Origin of the sequence: Nocardioides furvisabuli (assembly GCF_021083185.1) — a bacterium.
In the GTDB taxonomy this organism is placed as follows: Bacteria; Actinomycetota; Actinomycetes; order Propionibacteriales; family Nocardioidaceae; genus Nocardioides; species Nocardioides furvisabuli.
This window is the reverse complement of sequence record NZ_JAIGQB010000001.1, coordinates 293,491-319,528: the sequence shown is the minus strand read 5'-3', so window position 1 is coordinate 319,528 and position 26,038 is coordinate 293,491. Positions and strand designations below refer to the sequence as shown.

Annotated in this window: 22 protein-coding genes; 8 read left to right on the top strand and 14 right to left on the bottom strand. The window is 72.4% G+C overall.

Annotated elements, in window-relative coordinates; all coding sequences use genetic code 11:
- The first annotated feature begins 102 nt into the window (after positions 1 to 102).
- On the top strand, positions 103 to 1,497 hold the full coding sequence (gene radA, locus K4G59_RS01485) for a DNA repair protein RadA (RefSeq protein ID WP_231248713.1): 1,395 nt from the start codon (positions 103 to 105) through the stop codon (positions 1,495 to 1,497).
- A 114-nt stretch (positions 1,498 to 1,611) separates the two neighbouring features.
- Positions 1,612 to 2,694 carry a DNA integrity scanning diadenylate cyclase DisA gene (disA, locus tag K4G59_RS01480; protein WP_207083819.1) on the top strand — a complete coding sequence of 361 codons (1,083 nt, stop codon included), beginning with the start codon at positions 1,612 to 1,614 and terminating at the stop codon, positions 2,692 to 2,694.
- A gap of 133 nt (positions 2,695 to 2,827) precedes the next feature.
- Here the strand turns inward: disA and K4G59_RS01475 are convergent, their stop codons facing one another.
- On the bottom strand, positions 2,828 to 3,655 hold the full coding sequence (locus tag K4G59_RS01475; RefSeq protein ID WP_231248712.1) for a hypothetical protein: 828 nt from the start codon (positions 3,653 to 3,655) through the stop codon (positions 2,828 to 2,830).
- Positions 3,656 to 3,722: 67 nt separating this feature from the next.
- Here K4G59_RS01475 and K4G59_RS01470 point away from each other — a divergent pair, with 67 nt between their 5' ends.
- Complete coding sequence (locus K4G59_RS01470) at positions 3,723 to 4,607, top strand: iron-sulfur binding domain-containing protein (RefSeq protein ID WP_231248711.1); 885 nt, start codon at positions 3,723 to 3,725, stop codon at positions 4,605 to 4,607.
- Positions 4,608 to 4,636: 29 nt separating this feature from the next.
- Here K4G59_RS01470 and K4G59_RS01465 read toward each other — a convergent pair whose 3' ends face one another.
- Both K4G59_RS01465 and K4G59_RS01460 read right to left on the bottom strand, forming a co-directional pair.
- On the bottom strand, positions 4,637 to 7,216 hold the full coding sequence (locus tag K4G59_RS01465; protein WP_231248710.1) for an ATP-dependent Clp protease ATP-binding subunit: 2,580 nt from the start codon (positions 7,214 to 7,216) through the stop codon (positions 4,637 to 4,639).
- A 159-nt stretch (positions 7,217 to 7,375) separates the two neighbouring features.
- Positions 7,376 to 7,699 (bottom strand): histone-like nucleoid-structuring protein Lsr2, encoded by a 324-nt coding sequence (locus tag K4G59_RS01460; protein ID WP_231249255.1) that lies wholly within the window; start codon positions 7,697 to 7,699, stop codon positions 7,376 to 7,378.
- 273 nt (positions 7,700 to 7,972) lie between these two features.
- Between K4G59_RS01460 and K4G59_RS01455 the strand changes: the two genes are divergently transcribed.
- On the top strand, positions 7,973 to 12,382 hold the full coding sequence (locus tag K4G59_RS01455; protein WP_231248709.1) for a putative Ig domain-containing protein: 4,410 nt from the start codon (positions 7,973 to 7,975) through the stop codon (positions 12,380 to 12,382).
- A 12-nt stretch (positions 12,383 to 12,394) separates the two neighbouring features.
- On the opposite strand, the gene K4G59_RS01450 is transcribed toward K4G59_RS01455, so the two are convergent.
- The 6 genes from K4G59_RS01450 to K4G59_RS01425 are packed head-to-tail and all read right to left on the bottom strand — an operon-like array spanning position 12,395 to position 18,018.
- Positions 12,395 to 13,165: a type III pantothenate kinase gene (locus K4G59_RS01450; RefSeq protein WP_231248708.1), complete on the bottom strand. Its 771-nt coding sequence runs from the start codon at positions 13,163 to 13,165 to the stop codon at positions 12,395 to 12,397.
- Positions 13,162 to 14,067 carry a carboxylating nicotinate-nucleotide diphosphorylase gene (nadC, locus tag K4G59_RS01445; RefSeq protein WP_231248707.1) on the bottom strand — a complete coding sequence of 302 codons (906 nt, stop codon included), beginning with the start codon at positions 14,065 to 14,067 and terminating at the stop codon, positions 13,162 to 13,164. The genes K4G59_RS01450 and nadC overlap by 4 nt, the downstream gene beginning before the upstream one ends.
- The gene (locus K4G59_RS01440) at positions 14,064 to 15,737 is read right to left on the bottom strand and encodes an L-aspartate oxidase (protein ID WP_231248706.1); all 1,674 of its coding nucleotides are present in this window, start codon (positions 15,735 to 15,737) and stop codon (positions 14,064 to 14,066) included. The genes nadC and K4G59_RS01440 overlap by 4 nt, the downstream gene beginning before the upstream one ends.
- Before the next feature lie 9 nt (positions 15,738 to 15,746).
- Complete coding sequence (panD, locus tag K4G59_RS01435) at positions 15,747 to 16,163, bottom strand: aspartate 1-decarboxylase (RefSeq protein ID WP_231248705.1); 417 nt, start codon at positions 16,161 to 16,163, stop codon at positions 15,747 to 15,749.
- A gap of 5 nt (positions 16,164 to 16,168) precedes the next feature.
- Positions 16,169 to 17,104 carry a pantoate--beta-alanine ligase gene (gene panC / locus K4G59_RS01430; protein WP_231248704.1) on the bottom strand — a complete coding sequence of 312 codons (936 nt, stop codon included), beginning with the start codon at positions 17,102 to 17,104 and terminating at the stop codon, positions 16,169 to 16,171.
- Positions 17,101 to 18,018 carry a Rossmann-like and DUF2520 domain-containing protein gene (locus tag K4G59_RS01425; protein ID WP_231248703.1) on the bottom strand — a complete coding sequence of 306 codons (918 nt, stop codon included), beginning with the start codon at positions 18,016 to 18,018 and terminating at the stop codon, positions 17,101 to 17,103. Before K4G59_RS01425 ends, panC begins: the two co-directional genes overlap by 4 nt.
- A gap of 162 nt (positions 18,019 to 18,180) precedes the next feature.
- Between K4G59_RS01425 and K4G59_RS01420 the strand changes: the two genes are divergently transcribed.
- Positions 18,181 to 18,549 carry a PadR family transcriptional regulator gene (locus K4G59_RS01420; RefSeq protein WP_231248702.1) on the top strand — a complete coding sequence of 123 codons (369 nt, stop codon included), beginning with the start codon at positions 18,181 to 18,183 and terminating at the stop codon, positions 18,547 to 18,549.
- The gene (locus tag K4G59_RS01415) at positions 18,546 to 19,274 is read left to right on the top strand and encodes a hypothetical protein (RefSeq protein ID WP_231248701.1); all 729 of its coding nucleotides are present in this window, start codon (positions 18,546 to 18,548) and stop codon (positions 19,272 to 19,274) included. The genes K4G59_RS01420 and K4G59_RS01415 overlap by 4 nt, the downstream gene beginning before the upstream one ends.
- A gap of 7 nt (positions 19,275 to 19,281) precedes the next feature.
- On the opposite strand, the gene K4G59_RS01410 is transcribed toward K4G59_RS01415, so the two are convergent.
- Complete coding sequence (locus K4G59_RS01410) at positions 19,282 to 20,232, bottom strand: glycosyltransferase family protein (RefSeq protein WP_231248700.1); 951 nt, start codon at positions 20,230 to 20,232, stop codon at positions 19,282 to 19,284.
- Complete coding sequence (locus K4G59_RS01405) at positions 20,229 to 21,332, bottom strand: sulfotransferase family protein (RefSeq protein ID WP_231248699.1); 1,104 nt, start codon at positions 21,330 to 21,332, stop codon at positions 20,229 to 20,231. The genes K4G59_RS01410 and K4G59_RS01405 overlap by 4 nt, the downstream gene beginning before the upstream one ends.
- 58 nt (positions 21,333 to 21,390) lie before the next feature.
- Here K4G59_RS01405 and K4G59_RS01400 point away from each other — a divergent pair, with 58 nt between their 5' ends.
- Complete coding sequence (locus K4G59_RS01400; protein WP_231248698.1) at positions 21,391 to 22,503, top strand: glycosyltransferase family 2 protein; 1,113 nt, start codon at positions 21,391 to 21,393, stop codon at positions 22,501 to 22,503.
- A gap of 4 nt (positions 22,504 to 22,507) precedes the next feature.
- On the opposite strand, the gene K4G59_RS01395 is transcribed toward K4G59_RS01400, so the two are convergent.
- From K4G59_RS01395 to K4G59_RS01385, 3 genes are all read right to left on the bottom strand, one after another.
- A complete protein-coding gene (locus tag K4G59_RS01395; RefSeq protein ID WP_231248697.1) occupies positions 22,508 to 23,455 on the bottom strand; it encodes an ABC transporter substrate-binding protein in 948 nt (315 codons plus the stop codon).
- A 65-nt stretch (positions 23,456 to 23,520) separates the two neighbouring features.
- The gene (locus K4G59_RS01390; RefSeq protein ID WP_231248696.1) at positions 23,521 to 24,300 is read right to left on the bottom strand and encodes an ABC transporter permease; all 780 of its coding nucleotides are present in this window, start codon (positions 24,298 to 24,300) and stop codon (positions 23,521 to 23,523) included.
- Positions 24,279 to 24,977: an ABC transporter permease gene (locus K4G59_RS01385; protein WP_231248695.1), complete on the bottom strand. Its 699-nt coding sequence runs from the start codon at positions 24,975 to 24,977 to the stop codon at positions 24,279 to 24,281. Before K4G59_RS01385 ends, K4G59_RS01390 begins: the two co-directional genes overlap by 22 nt.
- A 3-nt stretch (positions 24,978 to 24,980) precedes the next feature.
- Here K4G59_RS01385 and K4G59_RS01380 point away from each other — a divergent pair, with 3 nt between their 5' ends.
- The gene (locus tag K4G59_RS01380) at positions 24,981 to 25,964 is read left to right on the top strand and encodes an ABC transporter ATP-binding protein (RefSeq protein ID WP_269209486.1); all 984 of its coding nucleotides are present in this window, start codon (positions 24,981 to 24,983) and stop codon (positions 25,962 to 25,964) included.
- Positions 25,965 to 26,038: the final 74 nt, after the last annotated feature.

Here is a 26,038-nt window from a genome sequence, read left to right as displayed (position 1 = left end):
CGTACGCGCTGTGGACGGCGGCCGGCACGCGTGTGCCCCGCGATCGGGGTGCCGGGGCGCGGCGTACCTGCGCTGTCGGTGCCCTCGCCTAGCGTGAGGTCCATGTCCACCAAGGCGAAGACCCGCTCCTCCTACCGCTGCACGGAGTGCGGCTGGGAGACGGTCAAGTGGGTCGGCCGGTGCGGCGAGTGCCAGGCGTGGGGCTCGGTCGCCGAGGTCGGCGCCCCCACGATGCGCGCGGCGGCGGGCCCGGTCTCCACGCCGGCGGTGCCGATCGGGCAGGTCGCCATCACCGAGTCCGTCGCCCGGTCGAGCGGCGTGCCCGAGCTCGACCGCGTGCTGGGCGGGGGCCTGGTGCCCGGCGCCGCGATCCTGCTCGCCGGCGAGCCGGGCGTCGGCAAGAGCACGCTGCTGCTCGAGGTCGCGGCACAGACTGCCCGCACCCGCCAGCGCACCCTCTACATCACCGGCGAGGAGTCAGCCGCGCAGGTGCGGCTGCGCGCCGACCGCACGGGCGGCGTCCACGACGAGCTGTTCCTGGCCGCCGAGACCGACCTGGGTGCGGTCCTCACCCACATCGAGGAGGTCCGGCCGTCCTTGGTCGTGGTCGACTCGGTGCAGACGATCGGCGCCTCCGGCATCGACGGCGTGCCCGGCGGGGTCACGCAGGTCAAGGAGGTCGCCGCGGCCCTGATCCGGGTGGCCAAGACCCGCAACATCACCACGGTGCTCGTGGGCCACGTGACCAAGGACGGCTCGATCGCCGGGCCCCGCGTCCTGGAGCACCTCGTCGACGTGGTCCTGCACTTCGAGGGCGACCGCAACTCCCGCTTCCGGATGGTCCGGGCGATGAAGAACCGCTACGGCCCCGTCGACGAGGTCGGCTGCTTCGACCTGTCGTCCGAGGGCATCGCCGCGGTCACCGACCCCACCGGGTTGTTCGTCGAGCACCACACCCAGGACGTCTCCGGCACGTGCGTGGCCGTGACGATGGAGGGGCGTCGACCGCTGCTCGCCGAGGTCCAGGCACTGCTGACCCCCTCCCCCCTGGAGCGTCCGCGCCGCACCGTCTCCGGGGTCGAGTCGTCCCGCGTCGACATGGTCCTCGCGGTCCTGACCCGCCACGCCCGGCTCCGCATCGCCGGCAGCGACACCTTCGTCGCGACCGTCGGCGGGGCCAAGCTCCACGACCCGGCCGCCGACCTCGCCATCGCCGTCGCGGTGGCCAGCTCCCACCTGGGCGTCCCCGCGCCGCGCGGGGCGGTGGCGATCGGCGAGATCGGGCTCGCCGGTGAGCTGCGCCGGGTCCGCGACCTGCCCCAGCGGATCGCCGAGGCGGCACGCCAGGGCTTCAAGGTGGCGGTCGTCCCGCGCGGCCGCGCGCTCGCCAGCGAGCGCGGCATCCCGACGCGCCGGGTGGTGGACGGCCTCCGGGTGGTCGAGGTGGACGACGTGTTCGGCGCCCTGCTCACCCTCGACCTCACGCCGCCGCTGTAGCCCGCCGGCGCCCGCAGGTCACGGCTTGTTAACGGAACGGCCGAAACCCCGGGAGCGCCCTACACTTCACCGGGGTGCCCGGGGGCGGCGCCAGCACGAACAGGTGGAGGACCGGTGGCAGAGCGCATCGACGAGCAGCTGAGGCTGCGCGCGACCCTGGCATCGATCGCGCCCGGTACGCCGCTGCGCGACGGACTCGAGCGGATCCTGCGCGGTCGCACCGGGGCCCTGATCGTGCTCGGGCTGGACCGCACCGTGGACTCGATCGCCACCGGCGGTTTCACCCTCGACGTGCCCTTCACCGCCACCGGGCTGCGCGAGCTGGCCAAGATGGACGGCGCGATCATCCTCGACAAGGACATCACCCGGGTGCACCGCGCCGCGGTCCACCTGATGCCCGACCACACGATCCCGTCCGAGGAGACCGGCACCCGCCACCGCACGGCGGAGCGGGTGGCCAAGCAGACCGGGCACCCGGTCATCTCGGTCTCGCAGTCGATGCAGATCATCGCCGCCTACGTCGGCGACATCCGCCACGTGCTGGAGGACTCGGGCAAGATCCTCTCCCGCGCCAACCAGGCCCTCGCCACGCTCGAGCGCTACAAGCTCCGCCTCGACGAGGTCTCGGCCACGCTCTCCGCGCTCGAGATCGAGGACCTCGTCACCGTGCGCGACGTCGCCGTGGTGGCCCAGCGGCTCGAGATGGTCATCCGGATCGCCCGTGAGATCGAGGACTACGTCCTCGAGCTCGGCACCGACGGCCGCCTGCTCTCCCTCCAGCTCGAGGAGCTCGTGACGGGCGTCGATGCCGAGCGCGAGCTGGTCGTGCGCGACTACCTCCCCTCGGGCAAGCGGCGCCAGGCGAGCCCGGAGAACCACCTCGCCGAGCTCGAGGGGCTCTCCCCCACCGAGCTCGTCGACCCGGCGTCCGTCGCCCGCGCGATCGGCCTCGGGGGTGCCGAGCACCTCGACGCTGCCGTGGCACCCCGTGGCTACCGGCTGCTGGCGAAGGTGCCGCGCCTGCCCGCCGCCGTCGTGGACCGGCTCGTCGACCACTTCGGTGGGCTCCAGCAGCTCCTGTCGGCCGGCATCGACGACCTCCAGGCCGTCGAAGGGGTCGGCGAGCTGCGCGCCCGCAGCGTCCGCGAGGGCCTCTCGCGCCTGGCAGAGTCGAGCATCACCGAGCGCTACATCTGAGACACGCAGTCGCGCGTCCTGCGTCGCGTGGCCAGGTCGAGTGGGCCCCGCGACTGAGGAACGAAGCCCTCCGCTGACGACGTAGGTGAACGAAGCGCCCGGTCGCCGTCCCTGACGGGAACGAAGCGCCCGGTCAGCCCGCGGAGTTCCCCGCGCCGTCCTCGCCGGGCGTGTGCGAGGTGTCGCCGTCCCTGTTCTTCTTGCCGCCGTTCTTGCCGGGCTTCGGGTCGGCGGTGGTGGTCACGACGGCCGGCTGGGGCGCGACGAGCTCGAACTGCACGTCGGTGCCTTCTCCGCCCAGGGACGCCGCGAGGACGTGGTAGAAGCCCGGGAACGCCCATTCGGTGCGACCGGAGCACGTCTCGTCCGAGCGCTTGGCGTCGGCCCACGTCACGACGACGGGGGTGTCGACGGCCTGGCGCACCACGACGTCCTGCACCGGGATAGCCGAGGGGCACTCCCGGGTGCTCCAGATGAAGTCACTGCCGCTGGTGATGGTCAACGTCAGCGTCTGCGGGGACACCTGCCAGGTGCAGGCTTCCGCGACGACAGTGCGCAGGTTGACCGTGATGGGCACGTCGGCGCCGCCGGTGGCGGTCGTGAGGGCCGGGGTCGCGACGATGTCGGAGTCGGCGCACGGCCCGGAGGGCTCGGCGAGCACCGGCTCGGGCGGGACGACGACCTCCTGCTCGCGCTTCTTCTTGCCCTTCTTGCCCGTCTTGCCCTTGCGGTCCTTCTCGACGACGGCCGTCGGGCCGGCGGTCGGCGCGGCGGCGGGCTCGGTGACGCTGGCGCCGGCCTGCGTCGCCGTCGGGGTGGTCGCGTCCTTGCCGTCCGAGGAGCCACCCAGCACGCGCGCGAGCACGACGACGAGGAGCAGCGGGATGCCGAGCACGACGATGCGCCGGGTCCAGTAGACCCGTGCCGGCAGCGGCCCGCGAGGTCGTACGGTCGAGGCCATGGGGTCAGGTTAGGGAGCCGGCGGCCCGTCTCGGCGCAGGCGCACCGGCTCACCTACGATCGCCGCGATGGATGCCGCCACTGTCCCCGCCCTGCACGACGCCGTGCTGAGGTGGTACGACGACCACGCGCGGGAGCTGCCCTGGCGCGGGACGGCGGCAAGCCCGTGGTCGGTGATGGTCAGCGAGCTCATGCTCCAGCAGACGCCGGTCGCCCGCGTGCTGCCGGTGCACGCCGCGTGGCTCGAGCGCTGGCCGACCCCCGCTGCCCTCGCCGAGGAGTCCACGGGCGAGGCCGTGCGGATGTGGGGACGGCTGGGCTATCCCCGGCGGGCCCTGCGGCTGCACGCCGCGGCCGTCGCGATCGTCGCGCGTCACGACGGCGAGGTGCCGACGTCGTACGACGACCTGCTCGCGCTGCCCGGCGTCGGCGACTACACCGCCTCCGCGATCGCCAGCTTCGCCTTCGGCCAGCGCCACGTCGTGCTCGACACCAACGTGCGCCGCGTCCTGGCCCGCACCGTCTCCGGCGTGGAGTTCCCGGCGACCGCGGTGACCCGCGCGGAGCGGGACGTGGCCACCAGCGTGCTCCCCGACGACGAGGCGACCGCCGCCACCTGGGCCGTGGCGACGATGGAGCTGGGCGCGCTGGTCTGCACGGCCCGGCAGCCGTCGTGCGACGCCTGCCCGGTCGCGGACCTGTGCGCGTGGCGCGGTGCCGGCTTCCCGGCGTACGACGGCCCCCCACGGCGCGGACAGGCCTGGGCGGGCACCGACCGTCAGTGCCGCGGACGCATCATGGCGCTGGCCCGCGAGACCGCGTCGAGCATCGGCGCCGCACAGGTCGAGGCGGCGTGGCCGCAGGCCGAGCAGCGCGAGCGGTGCCTGGCCGGCCTCGAGGCCGACGGCCTCCTGACGCAGGTCACCCCGGGGCGCTGGGCGCTCCCGGGGTGATCTGGTGAGGCTGGGTCAGGCTTCTCGTCTCAGGACTCGTTGGCCTTCGGCACGTCCGTGGGACCCTCGGTGTCGTCGGGACCCACGACGGGGGTCCCTTCGGCGTCGACCGTCTCCAGCGGCGGCATGTCGGGCACCGTGGAGTTCTTCTGACCGCGGAAGGTGAACTTCGCCGCCGGACCCTCGCCCTCGATGTCGACCAGCACGATCTGACCGGGGCCCACCTCGCCGAAGAGCATCTTCTCGGCGAGCACGTCCTCGATCTCACGCTGCACCGTGCGGCGCAGCGGTCGGGCTCCGAGGACCGGGTCGAAGCCGCGCTCGGCCAGCAGCGCCTTGGCGGGCTGGGTGAGCTCGAGCGACATGTCGCGGTCCTTCATGCGCAGCTCGACGGCGGCGATCATGTTGTCGACCATCGCCACGATCTGCTCCTGCGACAGCGGCGGGAAGACCACGATCTCGTCGACACGGTTGAGGAACTCGGGACGGAAGTGCTGCTTGAGCTCCTCCGACACCTTGCTCTTCATCCGCTCGTAGGACCCCGCCGGGTCGGCGCCGACCGCGCCGAAGCCCAGGTTGACGCTCTTGGCGATGTCGCGCGAGCCGAGGTTGGTGGTCATGATGATGACGGTGTTCTTGAAGTCGACGACACGACCCTGCGAATCGGTCAGACGGCCTTCCTCGAGGATCTGCAACAGGCTGTTGAAGATGTCGGGGTGGGCCTTCTCCACCTCGTCGAACAACACGACCGAGAACGGCTTGCGCCGCACCTTCTCGGTGAGCTGGCCGCCCTCCTCGTAGCCGACGTAGCCGGGGGGCGAGCCGAAGAGGCGCGAGACGGTGTGCTTCTCGCTGAACTCGCTCATGTCGAGCTGGATGAGCGCGTCCTCGTCACCGAAGAGGAACTCCGCCAGCGTCTTGGACAGCCACGTCTTGCCGACACCCGAGGGGCCGGCGAAGATGAACGAGCCGCCGGGGCGCTTGGGGTCCTTGAGGCCCGCACGCGTACGCCGGATGGCGCGGCTGAGGGCCTTGACGGCCTCCTCCTGGCCGATGACGCGCTTGTGGAGCTCGTCCTCCATCTTGAGCAGACGGGTGGACTCCTCCTCCGAGAGCTTGACGATCGGGATGCCCGTGGCCACGGCCAGGACCTCGGCGATCAGCTCCTCGTCGACCTCGGCGATCTCGTCGAGGTCACCGGCGCGCCACTGCTTCTCACGCTCGCCGCGGCGGGCGGAGAGCTGCTTCTCCTCGTCGCGCAGGCGGGCCGCGGCCTCGAAGTCCTGCCCGTCGATGGCGGCCTCCTTGCGCTGGCGCACGTCGGCGATCTTCTCGTCGTACTCGCGCAGGTCCGGCGGCGCGGTCATCCGGCGGATGCGCAGTCGCGAACCGGCCTCGTCGATGAGGTCGATGGCCTTGTCGGGCAGGAAGCGGTCGGAGATGTAGCGGTCGGCCAGCGTCGCCGCCGAGACCAGGGCCTCGTCGGTGATGGTGACGCGGTGGTGCGCCTCGTAGCGGTCGCGCAGGCCCTTGAGCATCTCGATCGTGTGCGCGATCGAGGGCTCCTGCACCTGGATCGGCTGGAAACGGCGCTCGAGCGCGGCGTCCTTCTCGAGGTACTTGCGGTACTCGTCGAGCGTGGTGGCGCCGATGGTCTGGAGCTCACCACGGGCCAGCATCGGCTTGAGGATGCTGGCGGCGTCGATCGCGCCCTCGGCCGCGCCGGCACCGACGAGGGTGTGGATCTCGTCGATGAAGAGCACGATGTCGCCGCGGGTGCGGATCTCCTTGAGCACCTTCTTCAGGCGCTCCTCGAAGTCACCGCGGTAGCGCGACCCCGCGACCAGCGCACCCAGGTCGAGGGTGTAGATCTGCTTGTCCTTGAGCGTCTCGGGCACGTTGCCCTTGACGATGTCCTGCGCCAGGCCGGCCACGATCGTGGTCTTGCCGACGCCGGGCTCACCGATGAGGACGGGGTTGTTCTTCGTGCGGCGCGACAGGATCTGCATCACGCGCTCGATCTCCTGCTCGCGCCCGATGACGGGGTCGAGCTTGCCCTCGCGCGCGGCCTGGGTCAGGTTCTGGCCGAACTGGTCGAGCACCAGCGAGCTCGACGGGGCCTCTCCGCCGGAGCCGGAGGTCTGGGCGCCGGCCGCGGCCGACTCCTTGCCCTGGAAGCCGCTGAGCAGCTGGATGACCTGCTGGCGGACCCGGTTGAGGTCGGCGCCGAGCTTCTGCAGCACCTGGGCCGCGACGCCCTCGCCCTCGCGGATCAGGCCGAGCAGGATGTGCTCGGTCCCGATGTAGGAGTGGCCGAGCTGGAGCGCCTCGCGCAGCGAGAGCTCGAGCACCTTCTTGGCGCGGGGCGTGAACGGGATGTGGCCGGAGGGGGCCTGCTGCCCCTGGCCGATGATCTCCTCGACCTGGGCGCGCACGGCCTCCAGGGAGATGTCGAGGGACTCGAGGGCCTTGGCGGCGACGCCCTCGCCCTCGTGGATGAGGCCGAGCAGGATGTGCTCGGTCCCGATGTAGTTGTGGGAGAGCATGCGGGCCTCTTCCTGGGCCAGCACGACAACTCGCCGGGCTCGGTCGGTGAACCGCTCGAACATGTGCGCTCCTCTACGTCTGCGTGGTCCGCCCGTCCCCCGCCGGAGCGGGAGCGCGGACACTGGGCTCAACGCCCGGGATCAGCCTACGTGTTCCCGCCCCAGTCACCAGAGCGTCCGCTCACAGCGAACGTGAGCGGACGCCGGCGACAGGGGCGTACGTCAGTGCGCGGCGTCGTAGGCCTGCTGCACGTCGGCGGAGATGCGCCCGCGCTCCGAGACCTCCATGCCCTGGGACTTGGCCCACTCGCGCACGTCCTTGGTGTTCGACGCCGACGCGGCGCCGGACTTGCGGGCGCGGCGCCCCCCGCCGCTGACCTTGCGGGCGTGGCCGACATAGCCGCTCATCGCCTCGCGCAGCGCGGCGGCGTTGCCGTCGTTGAGGTCGATCTCGTAGCTCACGCCGTCGAGGCCGAACGTGACGGTCTCGGTGGCCTCGGTGCCGTCGAGGTCGTCCACGAGGACGATGTTGACCTTCTGCGCCATGGTCTTTTCCATTTCTATGAGAGCGAATCGAATTCCCCCACGACGTATTATTGATGCTTTTCTGCATGCGCGCCAATTAATGGAAAAAGGCGCGTCGCCATTGTGGCGCAATTCAGCGACGCTCCCTTTCTCGACGAGACCCGGAGCAACCGGCGGTCGCCGCGTGCCACGGTTGCGCGAACCGCGATGGCTGAAAACCCACGTGGGTGACTCGCGCACGCCTTAGCCTCGGCCGCGCCGGCGTCTGCCGGACGCTCGAGGTGGGGGAAGCTGATGGTCGGACTGCGGCGCGCAGTGGCAGTGGCAGTGGCAGTGGCAGCGCTCGGGCCGGGCGTGATGGCGGTGCCGGCGACGGCCGCGGCAGAGCCGGGGCGCGCAGCCGCTCCGCGGGCCAAGGCGAGCCTCACTGTCACGCCGGGCTCCGTGGTGCCGGGCGAGGCCGTCGTGCTGACCGGCCGGTCGTCCCCTCGCATCAAGCGCCGTCTCGTCGTGCAGCAGCAGCAGGGCAAGCGGTGGAAGTCGGTGGCGAAGGGCACGACCACCAAGCGCGGCGCCTTCCGCGTGAGCGTCGTGCCCCGGATCGCAGGGACGGGGAAGGCGCGCCTGCGGGTGCGGCTGGCCCCGGTCCCCCGACGACAGGCCCGCGCGCTCCTCACCCCGGTCCGCTCCGTGACCGCGACGGCGCAGGGCGCCACCATCGCGCTCCCGCCGAGCACCTTCGTCAACAAGGCGGTCACCGTGACCGGCGCCTTCAGCCCGGCTCGCCCCGGGCGACCCGTGAGCCTCCAGCAACGCTCGGGGGCGGACTGGGTGACCGTCACGACGATGGCGCAGGACGCAGCGGGCACGGTGTCGGCACACCTCGGGGCTGCGGCCACCGGGACCTTCGACTACCGGCTCACGGCCGCGGCGCTCGCGGGCGCTCCGGCGGTGTCGAGCACAGCAGCCTCGCTCACAGTCGCCCCGGACCCGGTCGTGGTGACACCCAAGCTCGAGGCGCTGACGCCGGCCGAGTCCGCGGCACTGTCCTTCGACCCTGCGACCGGACTGCTCACCTTCGGCCAGGGCGCGCCTGCCAGCGTGCGCGACATCGCGGTGGGTGACTTCGTCGCCGTACCTCCGCGCCCACAGCTCGACTCGGGCACCTTGGTGAAGGTCACGTCCGTCGCCGCGCTCGCCACCGGCACCGTCATGACGAGCACGCCGGCCGCTCTTCCCGACGTCGTCAAGGACGTCCCGGCGGGAGCCGATGAGATCGCCATGACCGCCGTGGGCGCTCCCGTGGTCACCGACGTGGGTGACGGCGTGCGCGTCTCGGTGCTGCCCTCACCCCGCGCATCCGCCGGACTCAGCGCTCCCTCGGGCCTGGTCAGCCTCGACGGCCCCGAGGTCGTCGCGGATGTCGCCGTGGAGCTGGAGACCACGCAGGGCGACGCGTCGGCCCAGGCCAGCCTGACGGGATCAGTGGTCGTGACCCCCGTCGTGGAGATGGGCCTCGACGTCGACTGGTTCGAGGTGAGGTCCTACCGCGTGGGGGCCGGACTGAAGGTCCGCGACTCCCTCCGGGTCGCCGCCCAGATGCAGTTCGAGCAGGAGTGGAAGAAGAAGCTGTTCGAGGTCTCGATGGTGCGTGGCGGCTTCATCGGCGCCGTCCCCGTGTGGGTCGAGGTGACCGGGTCGGTCCACGCCGAGATCGACGCGAGCGGGAGCGTCGACGCCTCGATCACGTGGAACCGCAGCGGGGCGAACATCGTCGGCCTCCGCGGCGACTCCTCCGACGGGCTGCGTCCCCACGCCTACCAGCAGACGTCGACCGCCGGCTCCCGTGTCGCGCACGCCCGGGCATCCGGCGACCTGCACGGAGAGGTCTACGGCAAGGTCTCCCTCGAGCTCTACTCGGTCGTGGGGCCGTACGTCGACCTCGGCTACCAGGGGGACGCCTCCATCACGGGCGACACCGAGACCGGCATCTCGTGCAAGGTCTCGCACGGGCCGCTGGCCCGGATCGGGCTCTCCACCCCGGCCATGCTCGAGAAGATGATCAACAAGACGGTCGGGACGCTGGAGCACTCGTTCGACCTGCCGCAGACCACGGTGGCCGAGTGCCCCTCCGGCACCTCGACGGGCCGACCGGTCATCGTCACCACCGCGCTTCCTCCTGCGCAGCTCGGCGCGGCGTACGACACCCGCCTCGCCACCGCGGACGACCGGCCGGGTTCGTGGCGCCTGGCATCGGGCCAGCTGCCGCCCGGGCTCGCGCTCGACTCCGTCACCGGTGTCGTCTCGGGCACCGCCAACGGCTTCGAGGAGAAGGCGACGTTCTCGGTCGGCTTCGTGGACACGGCGGGCATGGCTGCGGTCGAGGTGGCCCTGTCGATCGACGTGACCGACACCCCGCCGGACGCAGGCTCGAGCGGACCGTGGCTGTGGACCCTGCCGGAGATGCAGAAGGAGGGGGCGGCCTACCCCACCCAGAACAACGCCTACGTGCTCCAGCGCGACTACACGCTGCGCACAGATGTCCCCGGGCACTACTTCCACACCACCCTGGTCGTCCCCGAGGGCATCACCCTGACGATCCCGCCCGGGACCCGCATCAAGGTCGGCCACTGCTACTGGACCGTCCACCTCCCGGCCGGGTCGTGCCTCAACGTGCAGGGCACCGTGAACATGGGGGGCGACCCGTCGCGACCCGTGATCGTCACGGCCTACCGCGACGACTCGGTCGGCGGCGACACCGACGGCGTCGCGCCGGAGCACAACTACGCCGGCTCGGCTCCCATGTCCGTCAGCGAGGCCGGCAGCCTCGTCGCGAGGGGGGTCGATCTCCGCTGGACCGGCGTCACCCTCACCGGGACCGGCGCCAGCTCGTTCAGCGACGTCAAGCTTCGCCAGTCATCCGTGCTGCAGACCACCAGCAGCGGACCCACCACGCTGACCCGCGTCCACCAGATGGCCGGAGCCGGTGCCGTCCAGCTCTACCACGGCCCTCACTCGGCGACGGCATCGCGCTTCGAGGCCGAGTCGTGGCACGGGCTCGCGCTGAACGGCGAGGCCCGGGTCAGTGACAGCACCGTCCTCGGAGGCAGCGTCTACATCACCGGCTCGGACGTCGGCTTCGAGCGCAACGCGCTCGGGCAGGACGTCCGGCTGCAGGCGTCCAGCGACGGCGCGGGCGCAGACTTCTCCGGGACCCGGGTGAGCGGCGGTGGCCGGCCGCGCCTCTACGTGGACCAGGGCTCTGTCTACCGCGACGTGTCGTGGTCCTCCGACGTGGTCCACACACTGTCCGGGCACGTACGGGTGCTGCCTGACGTGCGCCTCTCCCTACCACCAGGCTCCGTGGTCGTCGGTCTCGCCAAGGTCGGCTACTTCGGGTCCTCGGGGGGCTTCGTCGTCGAAGGACGGCTCGTCGCCTCGGGGACGAGCACAGCCCCCGTGACGATGACCAACGCCTCGGACCCCTCCCTCGAGCTGGTCGACGCGAGCGGCTACGGGTACTCGTGGGGTGGCCCCAGCGTGTGGGCAGGAGGCTCGCTGGACCTCACCCACACCCGCGTCGAGGGCCTCGACCAGGACACCCTGTTCGCGCCGGGCTCGACCGTCACGCTCCGTCACGTCACCTGGAGGTCGCAGACCCTGCTGGCCGTCCAGAGCCCCGACGCGCTGGTCGAGGACTCGGTCCTGGACGCACGTGACGTCGTGATGACGAGCGGTTCGCTGCGCCGCGCCACGGTGGTGGACACGCCGCTGCAGGTGCACGCGGCCGACGTCCGACTGGAGGACGTGGAGGTCCGTGGGGCCGCGTCGGCGCTCCGCGCCTCCCCGAGCGGAGCAGGAACCGACTGGAGCAGCGTCCGCACCACCGGGGGGGCCGTGCGTGCCGTGCTCGTCTCGCCGGGCGACACGACGGGCGACGTGGTGTGGCCGTCAGGCATCCCCTTCCTGCTCGACGGACGGGTCGGGGTGCCGGCCGACAGCACGCTCACCCTGGCCGCGGGAGCCGTCGTCAAGGGCCAGAGCACGGGAGGGTGGAGCCCTCAGGCCTCGGCCTTCGTCGTCGACGGGGCCATGTCCGCTCTCGGCACGGACGCGGCGCCGGTGACGCTCACCCATCGCTCGGACCCGACCGGCGGCGCCACCCCGGTCGACAGCTGGATGAACGGCGAGGTGTGGCAGGGCATCCAGCTGCGCGGAGCCGGACGGCTGGCTCTCGCCCACACCGACGTACGGGGCACCCAGCGCTTCCTCTCGGCCCCCGAGCCCACCTCGGTGACGACCCTGGACCACGTCGACCTGCGCGAGATCCGGGAACACAACGTCCAGGTCGAGTCGTACGGCGACCTGGTCGTGCGCGACTCGACCTTCGTCATGCCGAGCGAGCGGGTCGCAGTGGTGCTCAACGGGGCCGCGCAGCTCGATCGCAACCTCTTCGACCGCACAGGCATCTCCAGCGGCGCCACGTCGTTGCGACTCACCGGCAACGCGTTCGTCGGCCTCTCGGGTCCGCGGCTCCAGCACTACGGGGAGTCCACCGTCGATGCCGAGCGCAACTGGTGGGGCCACTCCGGCGCCCCCGTCGTCGCCACGTCGTGGACGACGGGCACGGACGTCGTCGGCCCGGTGGACGTCGACCCGTGGTGCCTCGACGAGACGTGCGCGGCGGTGTCCGCCGCCCCCTAGGTGGTCGACGGCTCAGGAGTTGCGTTCGAAGACGAGCCGTAGACCCTGCAGAGTCAGCCACGGGGAATGCACGGTGAAACACCCGCAGTCATCGACGAGCAAGGACGCCAGATGGCCGGTGGAGATCACCGTGACGTCCGCGGCGGGTTCTCCGAGCTCGGCGATCATCCGCGCGACCAGGCCCTCGACCTGCGCCGCGACCCCGAAGACCATCCCGCTCTGCAGTGCCTCGACGGTGTTCTTCGCGATCACCGAGCGGGGGCGTACGAGCTCCACCTTGCGCAGCTGTGCACCCCGCCGGCCCAGCGCCTCCAGGGAGATCTCGATGCCCGGGGAGATCGCACCGCCGACGTACTGTCCCTTGCCGTTGACGACGTCGAACGTCGTCGCGGTGCCGAAGTCGACGACGATCGCCGGGCCTCCGTAGAGGGTGGCGGCGGCGAGCGAGTTCACGATGCGGTCGCTGCCGACCTCGCGGGGGTTGTCCATCAGCACCGGGATGCCGGTGCGCACACCGGGCTCGACGACGATCGCGGCGACGTCGGGGAAGTGGCGCTCGAGCATCTCGCGCCACTCGTGCAGCACGGCCGGCACGGTCGCGCACACCGCGATGCCGTCGACGTCGGCGACGCGGTCGGCGAGCAGGCCGCGCAGCAGCACCGACCACTCGTCGGCCGTGCGGCGCTCGTCGGTCGCCACCCGCCAGTGGGCGGTCACCTCGGCGCCGTCGAGGAGACCGACGAAGGTGTGGCTGTTGCCGATGTCGGCGGCGAGCAGGCTCATTCCACGAGGTCCATCCCGAGGTCGAGCACGACGACCGAGTGGGTGAGCGCGCCCACCGAGACGTAGTCGACGCCGGTGGCGCCGATGCGCGCGGCCCGCTCGAGCGTGATCCCGCCGCTCGCCTCGAGCGGCACCCGCCCGGCCGTACGGCGTACGGCCTCGGTCATCGTCTCGTCGTCCATGTTGTCGAGCAGGACCCGCTCCGGCGGCGCGGGCAGCGCGAGCAGGTCGTCGAGCTGGTCGAGGGTGGTCACCTCGACCTCCACCGGCAGGCCGGGGAAACGACCGCGGATCGCCTCGAGCGCCGGCAGCACTCCACCGGCGGCGATGACGTGGTTGTCCTTGACCATCGCCATGTCCTGCAGGCTCGTGCGATGGTTCACGCCGCCGCCGCAGCGCACGGCGTACTTCTGGAGCGCGCGCAGGCCCGGCAGCGTCTTGCGGGTGTCGAGGACCCGTGTCGCAGAGCCCTCGAGCGCCTCCACCCAGCGGGCGGTCGCGGTGGCGACGCCGGAGAGGTGGCAGGCGAGGTTCAGCGCGGTGCGCTCGGCGACGAGGAGCTGACGAGTGCGACCGGACACCCGCATCACGACGTCACCGCTCTCCACCCGCGTGCCGTCGGGGAGCCGATCGTCGATCCGGACGTCGGTCCCGAGGAAGGCGTGGAAGACCAGTGCGGCGACACCGAGGCCAGCCACGACACCCGGTTCGCGGGCCCCGAGGACGGCCTGCGCGGTCGCGTCGTCCGCGATGGTGGCCCAGCTGGTCGGGTCGACGCCGGTGCCGTCGGGCAGGTCCTCCTCGACCGCGACGCGGACCTGGCGCCAGAGCGCCTCGGGGTCGAGGCCTGCGGCGACCAGCTCGTCGCGCAGCTCGGCAGGGACGTCGGCGAGGCTCGTCATGCCCGGGCTCCTTCGGTGCTGGGGTCGGTCGAGGGGGTAGCGATCCACTCGACGCGGACGGTGCCGTCGTCGTCCAGCCACGAGTCGACGTGGCCGGCCCTCGTGTCGTCGCGGTCGGGGAAGTCCTCGCGCCAGTGGGAGCCGCGGGTCTCGGTGCGCAGGGCGGCGGCCTCGGCGAGCGCGGTGCTGATCGCGAGCAGGTTGGTGGTCTCCCACGCTGCGGGCTCGACGACGGGGTCACCCGGGTCGAGACGATGCAGGAAGTCGAGCGCCTCGGCCAGCCCGTCGGCGTGGCGCAGCACGCCGACCCGGGTCGTCATGACCTCCTGCAGGCCCCGGCGCCGGTCACCGGAGACCAGCCCCTCGACCCGCTCGTCGGCAGCGGGCCCGGCCCACGGGCGCAGCTCGCCGGGCAGCACGTCGGCGATGCGGCGTGAGAACACCAGGCCCTCGAGCAGGGAGTTGGACGCCAGCCGGTTGGCACCGTGGACGCCCGAGCAGGCGACCTCGCCGGTGGCGTAGAGGCCCGGCACGGACGTACGCCCCCACAGGTCGGTCGCGACGCCGCCGGAGGCGTAGTGCTGGGCCGGGGCGACCGGGATCAGCTCGGTGACCGGGTCCACCCCGTGCTCACGGCAGACGCGCAGGATCGTCGGGAAGCGCCTGCTCCAGAACTCGGGGCCGAGGTGGCGGGCGTCGAGCCACATGTGCGGGCGGTCGGTCTCGAGCATCCGGCGGGTGATGGCCTTGGCGACCACGTCGCGCGGGGCGAGGTCGGCGAGCGGGTGCTCGCCCTGCATGAAGCGCCGGCCCTCGTCGTCGACGAGGAAGGCCCCTTCTCCGCGGACCGCCTCGGAGATGAGCGGCTGCTGGCCCTGCGAGTCGGGGCCGAGCCACATCACGGTCGGGTGGAACTGCACGAACTCGAGGTCGCGCAGTCGGGCGCCGGCGCGCAGGGCGACCGCCATGCCGTCACCGGTCGAGACGCTCGGGTTCGTGGACTGGCTGAACACCTGCCCCAGCCCGCCGGACGCGAGGACGACGGCACGACAGTGGACCGCGCCGACACCGTCGCGTTGGCCCTCGCCGAGCACGTGGAGCGTCACCCCCGCGACGCCGCCGTCGCCGGCCAGGAGCAGGTCGACCGCGAGCGCGTGCTGGACCACCTCGATCAGTGGCGACTGCTCGACCGCGGCGATGAGGGCACGCTGGATCTCCGCGCCGGTCGCGTCACCGCCCGCGTGCGCGATGCGATCGCGGTGGTGCCCGCCCTCGCGGGTCAGCGAGAGCTCCCCGTCGGGGTGGTGGTCGAACTGGGTGCCGAGCGCGATCAGCTCCCGGACCGCGTCGGGGCCCTCGGTCACCAGCGCACGGACCGCGTCGACGTCGCACGCGCCCGCACCGGCGACGAGAGTGTCGTGCTCGTGCTGCTCGGGGGTGTCGCCGGGCCCGAGGGCCGCAGCGATGCCGCCCTGGGCCCACTGCGTGGAGCCCGCGGCGAGCACGTCCTTGGTGACGACGAGGAGGTGGAGGGAGGGATCAGCCGCATGGATCCGCAGGGCGGCGGTGAGCCCGGCGATGCCGGATCCCACCACCACCACGTCGGCGCGGGTGGTCCAACCGGGTGCGGGCGCGCGCAGGCGGCCCGGGACCGGCCGGTGGTCAGTCATCCGTGCAGGCTAGCGAGCCACGGCGTCGCCACGCGTCAGCGAGGCGTCCCCGAAGGTCTCGGCCGGGTCGTAGCCGGTCGCCATCACCCGGTTGTCCGCGTCGACGAAGACCACGTGGGGCTTGAGCTCCCTGGCCTCCGCGGTCTCCATCTGGGCGTAGGCGATGAGGATCACCGTGTCCCCGGGGTGCACCAGGCGGGCGGCGGCACCGTTGATGCCGATGACGCCGGAGCCGCGCTCGCCGGCGATCGTGTAGGTCTCGAGGCGGGCACCGTTGGTGACGTCGACGATGTGCACCAGCTCCCCGGCCAGGAGGTCGGCGGCATCGAGCAGGTCCTCGTCGACGGTGACCGACCCGACGTAGTGCAGGTCGGCCTGGGTCACGGTGGCGCGGTGGATCTTGGACTTCATCATCGTGCGCAGCATCAGTCTCAGCCGCTCCTCTCACTGGTGGTCGAGGCCGCAGGAGCGGTCCCCGCTGACACGTCCGGGGCGACCCGGTCGAAGGTGAGCGGCAGGTTGTCGATCAGCCGCGTGGTGCCGACCCGTGCAGCCACCAGGATCCGGCCGGGACCGGTCTCCGGGGGCTCGCCGAGGTCGGGCGAGGTGAGCGCGAGGTAGTCCAGCTCGAGGCCCGGCTCCATGTCGAGCACCGCCATCGCCGCCCGGCGCGCGGCAGGGACGCCGTACGCCGCCTTGTCCTGCGCCGCGCGCAGCGCGCGGCTCAGCGCGAGGGCCGAACGACGCTGGTCGGCGTCGAGGTAGCGGTTGCGGCTCGACAGGGCGAGACCGTCGGGCTCGCGCACCGTCTCCCCGCCCACGACCTCGATGTCCAGGCACAGGTCGCGCACCATCCGGCGGACCAGCGTGAGCTGCTGGAAGTCCTTCTCGCCGAAGACGGCGACATCGGGACGCACCAGCCCGAAGAGCTTGGCGACGACGGTGAGCACACCGTCGAAGTGGCCAGGGCGCGACGCGCCGTCGAGGATCGCGGCCAGCGCACCGGGTGCCACGGTGACCCCGTCGTGGACCGAGTCGTGGCTGAAGCCGCCGGGGTACATCTCCTCGACACCGGGCGCGAAGACGACGTCGACGCCCTCGCGCGCGCAGACCTCGAGGTCAGCCTCCAGGGTGCGGGGGTAGCGGTCGAGGTCCTCGGTCGGGGCGAACTGCATCGGGTTGACGAAGATGCTGACCACGACGGGTCCGGTCGTGGCAGAGCGAGCCGTGCGCACCAGGCTGGCGTGCCCGTCGTGGAGGGCGCCCATCGTGGGCACGAAGGCGACGCGCTCGCCCTCGCGCCGAGCGGCGGAGAGCAACCCGGAGAGCTCCTCGCGGGCGCTCGCGAGGACGGGGGTCGACGTCATCGACGGTGGTCGGCCGGGGTGCCGGCGGACCCAGCGGCAGCCTCGGCGTCGGCCAGCACCCGGAGCATCCGGGAGGCCCGGATCGGCAGCAGCCGACCGTCGGTCACGGCACGGTCGAGGGTGGCGTGCGCCAGGGCGACGTACGACGCCAGCGTCTGGGGGGCGTCGGCGAGCAGCCCGGCGACGTGGGCCCGCACCGTCTCGACGTCGCCGCGGACGATGGGACCGGTCAGCGCGGCGTCGCCGTCGGCCAGCGCATTGTCGAGCGCGGCGGTGAGCAGCGGGCGCAGCGTGGCGGCCGGGTCGTCGGCACCGGCGGCGGAGAGGATCTCCATCGCCTCGGTGACGAGGGTGACGAGGTGGTTGGCGCCGTGGGCCAGACCTGCGTGGTAGAGCGCGCGCCGCTCCTCGGGCACCCACATGGGCCGGCCGCCGAGGTCGGCGACGACGCTCTCGGCCAGGCCCCGGTCGGCATCGTCCGCGGTGACGCCGAAGACGCAGCCGGGCAGGCGCGGCAGGTCGACCTCGGTGCCGGTGAAGGTCATCGCCGGGTGGACGGCGATCGTGCGGGCACCGATCTCGCGGGCCGGTTCGAGCACCGCGAGGCCGTGGCGACCGCTGGTGTGCACGACGACCTGGCCCTCGCGGATCGCACCGCTGGCGCTGAGCACGCTGACCACGTTGGACAGCATGTCGTCCGGCACGGTGAGCAGCAGCAGGTCGCAGCCACGAGCGACGTCGGTGGGCTTGGCCACCGTGACGCCGGGCAGGAGCGCGGCGATGCGCCGGCGGGAGGCGTCGGACTCGCCCGCGGCCGCCACGACCTCATGACCCGCGGAGCGGAGGGCGGCTGCCAGCACGGCACCGACCCTGCCGGCGCCGACCACGCCGATGGAGTGTTCATGCCTCGTCATGTCGACCTCTTCGTTTCAGTCCCTCGCGGGTACCGATCTACTGCGATCAACAGCGAGCCTACGCCTGCGGATTCCGCGGTGGGAACCGCCGCGGGCGTGACGCACGCCACGCGCGACGATGAGTAGATTGACAGCCTGACTAGTTGGCGTCACTATCTAGCCATGCCGACGACCGCCCCACAGCCATGGCCCACGGAGTGGCTGCGCGGCGCCCTCAGCATGTGCGTGCTGCACGTGATCGCCGACGGCCCCACCTACGGCTACGCCATCGCCAGCGCTCTGGCCGAGGCCGGTCTCGGCGCGATCAAGGGGGGCACCCTCTACCCCCTCCTCGCGCGGCTGGAGGAGGCCGGGCTGGTCACCGTCGAGTGGCGCGCCGGCGACGGTGGCCCGGGCCGCAAGTTCTACGACCTCACCGACGCCGGCCGCACCGAGCACCAGCGCCAGACCGCCGAGTGGCAGGCCTTCACCGAGGTCACCACCACCTTCGTCAGCACCGCCGTACCCACCTCCGGGAAGGACCCGTCATGAAGATCGACACCCACACGCCCCACGTCGAGCCCGCATGGGCCGAAGCCTTCGTGGTGGAGCTCCGGCTGCGGGGCGTCGACGGTCGTCGCATCGGCGCGGCCCTCGCGGAGGTCGAGGCCCACTGCGCGGAGAGCGGCGAGAGCGCCCACGAGGCCTTCGGCGACCCCACGGCGTACGCCGTCGAGCTGGCGCCGGACGGCACCGTGTCGCTGGACTGGCGCGGTGAGCTGGTGCCGGCGGCCCTCGGGCTCGGCGGCATGATGCTCACGCTCGGCGCCGTCGGCGCGAGCCGGTCCGGCACGCAGGTCGAGCTCACCACCGGGCTGGTGCTCGTGGTCGCGCTCGCGGTGCTCGGCACCACCCTGGTCGTGCGCTACGCCGACCGGGTACTCCGCGCAGTGGTGCGGCACTGGTGGGTGGCGGTGGTCGGCGCGCTGGCCCCGATCGGTCTCTTCGTGGCGATCCTGCTGCTCGGTCGACAGACCCTCGTGGCCCTGCCGCCGGCTTGGACCCTGGTCGTCGGCGTGGTGCTCCTCGGCGCCAGCACCGCGATGGCACTGCGCATCGCCGAGCCGGCCGACCCCGTCGTCGGGCCCACGGAGGCCGGCGGCGCAGGGACCATGGCGGAGGGCGCAGTGTCGCGAGGCCTGCAGCGGCTCACGCCGTGGCTCTTCCCGGTGCTCACCGCGGTGATGGCGCTGCCCTGGCTGCTGATCCAGCGCTAGGAGCCGCTCACGCGCGCAGGTGCAGCCTGGCGTGGTCGGGGTCGTCGACCACGAAGGGGCGCGGCGCACGCGGCAGCCAGGTGTGGGTCACGTGGTCGACCACGTGGACGCCCTCGGGCGCCACGATCTCCACGACGCCCTCGGGCACCTCACCGGCGTGCAGCGCGTTCCACACCAGCCACTCGCGACGCTTGCGGCGGTTGCGGATCGAGGTCGCGAAGGACTCCGGGTTGGTCCAGTGGGCGAACTCGTCGCCGTCGAGCCACTTGAGCTCCACGCACAGGCCCTGCGGCAGCGCGAACATCTCGATGTGGTCGGGCGTCGTGCGGATCTCCCACTCCGGCGCCTTGGTGTAGACGTAGTCGGGGCTCATCGGGAAGCCCCACTCCTCGATGTTGCGCAGGCCCAGGTCGAGGAAGGCGCGCCGGTCGGACTCGATGTAGAGGCCGTGGCGCGGGAAGCGGATCACGGCCTCCGCCGTGCCGACCTGCCACGACAGGTCCGCCATCGACACCTCACCCTCGGTGGTGAGGACCATGTCGCCGTCCCACTTCCACGAGTAGCGGGTGCGGACGTGGGAGAAGCACCAGTTGTAGAAGTAGGCCAGCGAGTGCACCGACCGCTCGTTGACCGACAGGTGCTCGGCCCCGGCGCGGGCCACCTGGAAGGGGTACTCCTCCAGGGTGAACCGGTCCTCGAGGCCGTGCTCGGCAGCGACGCGCAGCGCCTCCTCGCCGGTGCCGTCGTCGGAGCCGTTGTCGACCAGCAGCACGTGGTCGCACGCGCGCAGCAGCGGCGGCAGGACGAAGCGCAGACCCGGCGCCTCGTTCTTCACGCGCAGCACCGCGGTGGCTCCGCGGCGCAGCCCTCCGGGCTGGTTCCACGGCCACACGATGTCGAAGTCCTCGTGGCCCTCGAGGTTGGTGATCCCGTGGCCGGACCCGATCGGGACCGTCACTGCCCGTCCCCCGCGGACCCGCGCTCGCGCCCGAGCGCCTTGCGCACGCCGCGGCGCACCGACGGAGGGATCGCGGCGCGTACGTCGTGGGGCAGCCGGTCGGCGAGCGAGTGCGGGGCCTCCGCGGCCTCGGCCAGCGCCCGGCGGCGTGCCCGCAGGCGGACGTGCTCGGCGCTGGAGCGGCTGATCGCCTCGGCCTCCTCGTAGAGGTCGACGTACTCAGCGCGCAGCTCGTCGAAGGTGCGGTGCGCCTCGGCGGTGTCGCCGCCCTCGTCGGCGAGCTTGTTGAGCTCCTCCCAGGTCTGGCCCGTGAGCTCGTGCAGCCGCCTGGGCAGGGCCAGGTCGTCGAGGCTGGAGGAGACCCGGCGCAGGGTGGGGTCGATGAAGCGGTGGACCTCGCGGATCTGGTCGCTGCGGGTGTGGATGATCGTCTGGAGGTCGAGCGCGTGGCCGAGCGCGGTCGTCGTCTTCACCCAGTCGGTCAGCAGGTCCTCGTAGCGGACGAAGACCCGGCCGCCGTCGCCCTCGGCGGGACGGGTGGCACGCTCGGTGTGGAGGAGCATGTTGACCCAGCTGGCGGCCAGGTGGGACGAGCCGAGCTTGTTGGCGTAGTACTTCTGCTTCGAGCCCACCACCTCCGCCGGCGGGCGCAGCATCGTGGCGAAGACGGGCGTCGCGCCCGTGCGGATCGCGGCGACGCGCCACAGGCCGAGGAACCAGCTCAGGCGCGGGTCCTTGACGACCAGCTCGGGATGCTCGGCGAAGTGCGGCTCGAGCCACTCGCTCACCCGGATCCGGGCCGGCTCGCGGCTGCAGATCCGCCCGGTGTCGAACCATGCGCCCGGACGGGAGTCGCTGACCTGCACGAGCGCCTCGGAGAGCCACTCGTCGTGGACGTCGACGACCCACTGCGGCTCGCTGAAGCCGCGCGGGTTGGAGTCGTCCGGCGGAACCTCGGGGAGCGGCACGTGCATGCCGAGGCGGGACACGATGCCGGCCAAGGTGCTGGTCCCGCTGCGGCCGGCGCCGGCGACGAGGAGGACCTTGCGCGCGACTCCGTCGGGGTTCATCTCGTCGATGGCTCTCGGCTGCTCGGTCACGGCGGGCAGCCTACCGGCGGCCGGGTCCGGGCCTTCGGCACCACTAGGCTCGCGGCCCATGAAGAGGCTCTTCTCGCGCGCTCCCCTCCTCGGCGTGGTGATCCCCGCCTGGGGCGTGGAGGACTACCTCGACGACTGCGTCCGCTCCCTCCTCGCCCAGACGCACACCCGCTGGGAGGCGGTGATCGTCGACGACGGGTCGACCGACCGGACCGGCGAGATCGCCGACGGCTGGGCACGTCGCGACAGTCGCGTCAGCGTGGTGCACTCGGTCAACGGCGGTCTCGGTGCGGCCCGCAACCTCGGCACCCTGCAGGTGCGCGGCGACTACCTCGCCTTCCTCGACTCCGACGACGTGCTGCCGCCCACGGCGTACGCCGACCTGCTGGGCGCGCTCACCCGGTCCGGCTCCGACTTCGCCACCGGTTCGATCGTGCGCTGGGAGGGTGACGACCTGGTCGAGCCGCCGTGGATGCGGCGCCTGCACCGCCCCCTGCGCGGCGCGCGGGTCGAGGAGCGGCCCGAGGTCCTCGGCGACGTCTTCGCCTGGAACAAGGTGTTCCGCCGGTCCTGGTGGGACGCGGCCGGCCTGGAGTGGCCCGAGGGCGTGCGCTACGAGGACCAGCCGACCACCACGCGGGCCTTCCTCGAGGGCCGTTTCGACGTGCTCGACGAGGTGGTCTACCGCTGGCGGATCCGCGAGGGCTCGATCACCCAGACCCGCGCCTCGTCGGTGCAGGACCTCGCCGACCGCTGGGAGACCAAGCGGATGGCGCTCGCCTCGGTGCGGGCGCACGGCTCGCGCGAGGTGGAGGAGGTCTTCGTCGACCGGGTGCTGGCCGGGGACCTGTGGCGCTACTTCCTGCTCGTTCCCGGGTGCAGCCCGCAGTGGTGGCGCCTCCTGCGCTCCGGTGTGCTGGAGCTCTGGGGACAGCGGTCCCTGGTGCACAGCGGCCTCCCGCCGGTGCACCGGCTCGCGGGCTGGCTCGTCGAGCAGGACCGCCACGCGGACGTCGCCGCGCTCATGGAGTGGGTCGAGACCCTCGACGGACCTGCGCCACGGGCGCAGGACATGGGGACCGGAGCGTGGCGTCTGTCGGTGCCGCCGTCGGTGCTGGACGAGACCACCGTGGTCCCGGAGGCGCTGGCGCTCCGGGACCACGAGGTCTGAGGAGCTACAGCAGGCCCTCGGACTCCAGGAACTCCTGGGCCACGTCGGCCGGCTGCTCACGGTCGATCTGGACGCTGACGAGCAGCTCGCCCAGCGTCTCGTTGTCCAGCGCGGCCATCAGGTCGTTGAGCAGGCCCTCGACGTCGGGGTTGTCGGCGAGGAAGTCCGTCGACACCGCGGGGACGAGGTTCTGCGCCGGCTGGATGCCGCGGTCGTCCTCGAGCAGGAGCAGGCCCTGGTCCTCGAGCGTGCCGTCCAGCGTGCTGGTCTGGCCCAGCTGCGCCTCGCCGTCGAGGACCGCCTGGAACGTCTCGGTGGAGGCGTAGCCGAGCGGCTCGAGGGTGATGTCGATGCCGTAGGTGTCGCTCAGGCCCTTCTCGCAGTCGGCGCGACCCTTGCAGTCGGGCGCCGCGGCGAGGGTGACGGACTGTCCCTCGAGGTCGGACAGCTTGGTCACGCCCTCGGCGTCGGAGAACTCCTGGCTCGCGAAGTAGCCGTTGGCCGAGAACGCCTCCGACGGCTCGAGCAGGGTGATGCCCTTCTCCTCCAGCAGCGAGGCGCCGGCGTCGATGCTCTCCTGGGCGTCGCTGGTCGACAGCGGCTCGGCGTCGGGGCCGTTGGCGTCGGTGTTGAGCTGGTCGACGATGCCGGCGACGTACTCGGGGGCGATCTGCACCGCGTCGGGCATCTCGTTGAGGTAGACCGGGCGGGTGTCGACCAGGCGGGTCTCGACCTCGTAGCCCTGGGCCTCGAGGACCTGCTGGTACATCGCGGTGACGAGCGCGGCCTCGTCGAAGCTCTGGCTGCCGATGACGACGGAGGTGCCCTCGCCGCCTCCCGAGCCCGAGGTGGGCTCGTCGTTCTCGGCCGCGAGGTCGTCGCCGGCACAGCCGGCGAGGAGGGCGGTGAGTGCCAGTCCGGTCACCGCCAGCAGCGGACGTCGTACGTGCATGAGTGTCAACCTTCTGTGTCCCGCGACGCTGGGCCGCGCGTGTCCGGTGATGCGAGCGGGTCCGCTCAGCTCCCGGTGGGAGCCACTGCCACGCTAGTCGAGTCCACCGACAAACCGTCATCACGATCCGGTGACGGTCCGCTCGGCATCGGGTCCACCGCGCGCTGGAGCGCCGCGGCCGCCACCTCCAGCACGAGCGCCACGAGCGCGACGACGACCGCCCCGGCCATGCCCTGGGCGTAGTCGTTGCGGGCGAAGCCCTCGGTGATGATGCGCCCGAGCCCGGGACCCGCGACGAGGGCGGCGATGGTGGCGGTGGCCCACACCTGCACCAGCGCGAGGCGTACGCCCGAGGCGACCACCGGCAGCGCCAGGGGCAGCTCGACGCGGCGGAAGCGCTGCAGGCGCGACATCCCCATGCCGTCGGCGGCCTCCTTCACGTCGGTCGACACCTCGCGCATGGCGACGTAGCCGTTGGTGATGAGGGGCGGGAGGGCGAAGAGCACGAGCGCGATCAGGGTGGCGAGCCCGGCGCGGCCGTAGGGACCGAAGTCGCTCGACCCCGGCCAGTCGGCCGCGACGAGCAGGGCGAGCAGCGCGAAGGTGGGGATCGCGCGGCCCACGTTGGAGATGTTGACCGCCAGGAACCCGCCGCGCCCGAGGTGGCCCAGCCACAGCGCGAGCGGCAGGCCGAGCAGCATCGCGGCGGCGAGCGCGGTCGCGGTGAGGAGGAGCTGCTCCAGCAGGCGCGCGACGAGACCGCCGCCACCGGTCCAGCTGTCGGCGTCGAGGAGGTACTGCCAGGTCTCGGCGAAGAGGTCCATCAGCGCGCCCCCGCCGTCCACGGGGTCAGCACCCGCTGCAGCAGCACCAGCAGCACGTCGAGGACGACCGCCAGCACCACGCAGAGCACCGCGGCGGTCATCAGCTCGGCGCGGAAGTCGCGCTGCACGCCGTGCGAGATCAGGTCGCCGAGACCTCCGTAGGACACCAGCGTGCCCACCGTCGTGAGCGCGATGGTCGACACCGCCGCGACGCGCAGGCCGGCCATCGCGACGGGCAGGGCCAGCGGCATCTCGATGCGGGTCAGCATCCGCGCGCGGCCGTAGCCGAGCCCGCGGGCCGCCTCGCGCACGTCGTCGGGCACCGAGCGCAGACCGTCGAGAAGCGCGCGGACCAGGATGGTGAGGGCGTAGAGGCCGAGCCCGATCACCACCGTGGCCGCCGAGAGACCGGTGAACGGCACCAGCAGCGGCAGCAGCGCGAGCGAGGGCACCGTGTAGACGCCGGTGCTGAAGCCCAGCACCGCCGACTCCAGGCGCGGGACGCGGCGCGCGAGCAGGGCCAGCGGGATCGCGATCGCGATGCCGAGCGCGAGGGCGGAGAGGGTGATGAGCACGTGCTCCACGAGGGCGTCGGTGATCTGGCCCTGGCGGTCCTCGACGTACTGCCAGCAGAACCATTCGTTGACGAACCGGCTGTAGCAGCTCGGTCCTGAGTCAGCGGCCCCCAGTATGGTCACCGCATGGACGCTACACGGGGCGACGAGCCGATGATCCGGCTCCAGGGCGTGGGCAAGACCTATCCCGACGGGACCGTCGCGGTCCACGAGCTCGACCTCGACGTCGCGCGCGGCGAGATGGTCTGCCTGGTCGGCCCGTCCGGCTGCGGCAAGTCGACGACGCTCAAGATGATCAACCGGCTCATCGAGCCGACCACCGGCCGGATCTGGCTCGACGGCGACGACGTCACGGAGGTCGACCCGGTCGAGCTGCGCCGCGGCATCGGCTACGTCATCCAGCAGATCGGGCTGTTCCCGCACCAGCGCATCGAGCAGAACGTGATGACGGTCCCGCTGCTCTACGGCGAGTCGCGGTCGATCGCACGCGAGCGCGCCCACGAGCTGCTGAGCACGGTCGGACTCGACCCCGAGCAGTACGCCCGCCGCTACCCCCACGAGCTCTCGGGCGGTCAGCGCCAGCGGGTCGGCGTGGCCCGCGCGCTCGCGGCGAACCCGCCCGTGCTGCTGATGGACGAGCCCTTCGGCGCCGTCGACCCCGTCGTGCGCGGCCGGCTGCAGGACGAGTTCCGCCGCCTCCAGGCCGAGCTCGGCAAGACCGTGGTGCTGGTGACCCACGACATCGACGAGGCGATCCGGATGGGCGACCGGGTGGCGGTCTTCGCCGCCGGCGGCCGCCTCGCGCAGTACGCCACCCCCGCCGACCTGCTGGCCCACCCGGCCGACGAGCAGGTGGCCGACTTCGTGGGCTCCGGCGGCCTGCGCACGCTCACCGTCACCCGGCTGCGCGAGGAGCACCTCGAGCCCCTCGACGGCGTCTCGACCGGAGACCTCGGGTCGGCGATCGACATCGACTCCTCGCTCGAGGACGCCCTCGCCGCGATGCTGCGCGACGACAAGCCGATGGTCGGCGTGCGCCGCGGCCCCACCTTCCTCGGCGTGCTCACTCCGGCGGGCGTGCACCGGGCGCTGCGGGCGTCGCTGCGCTGAGCCTCACTCAGGCGACCGGCGTGGTTTCGGCGCGTCGGCCCCGGCTTCGCAGGCTCAGCCGGGCGACTTGCTCA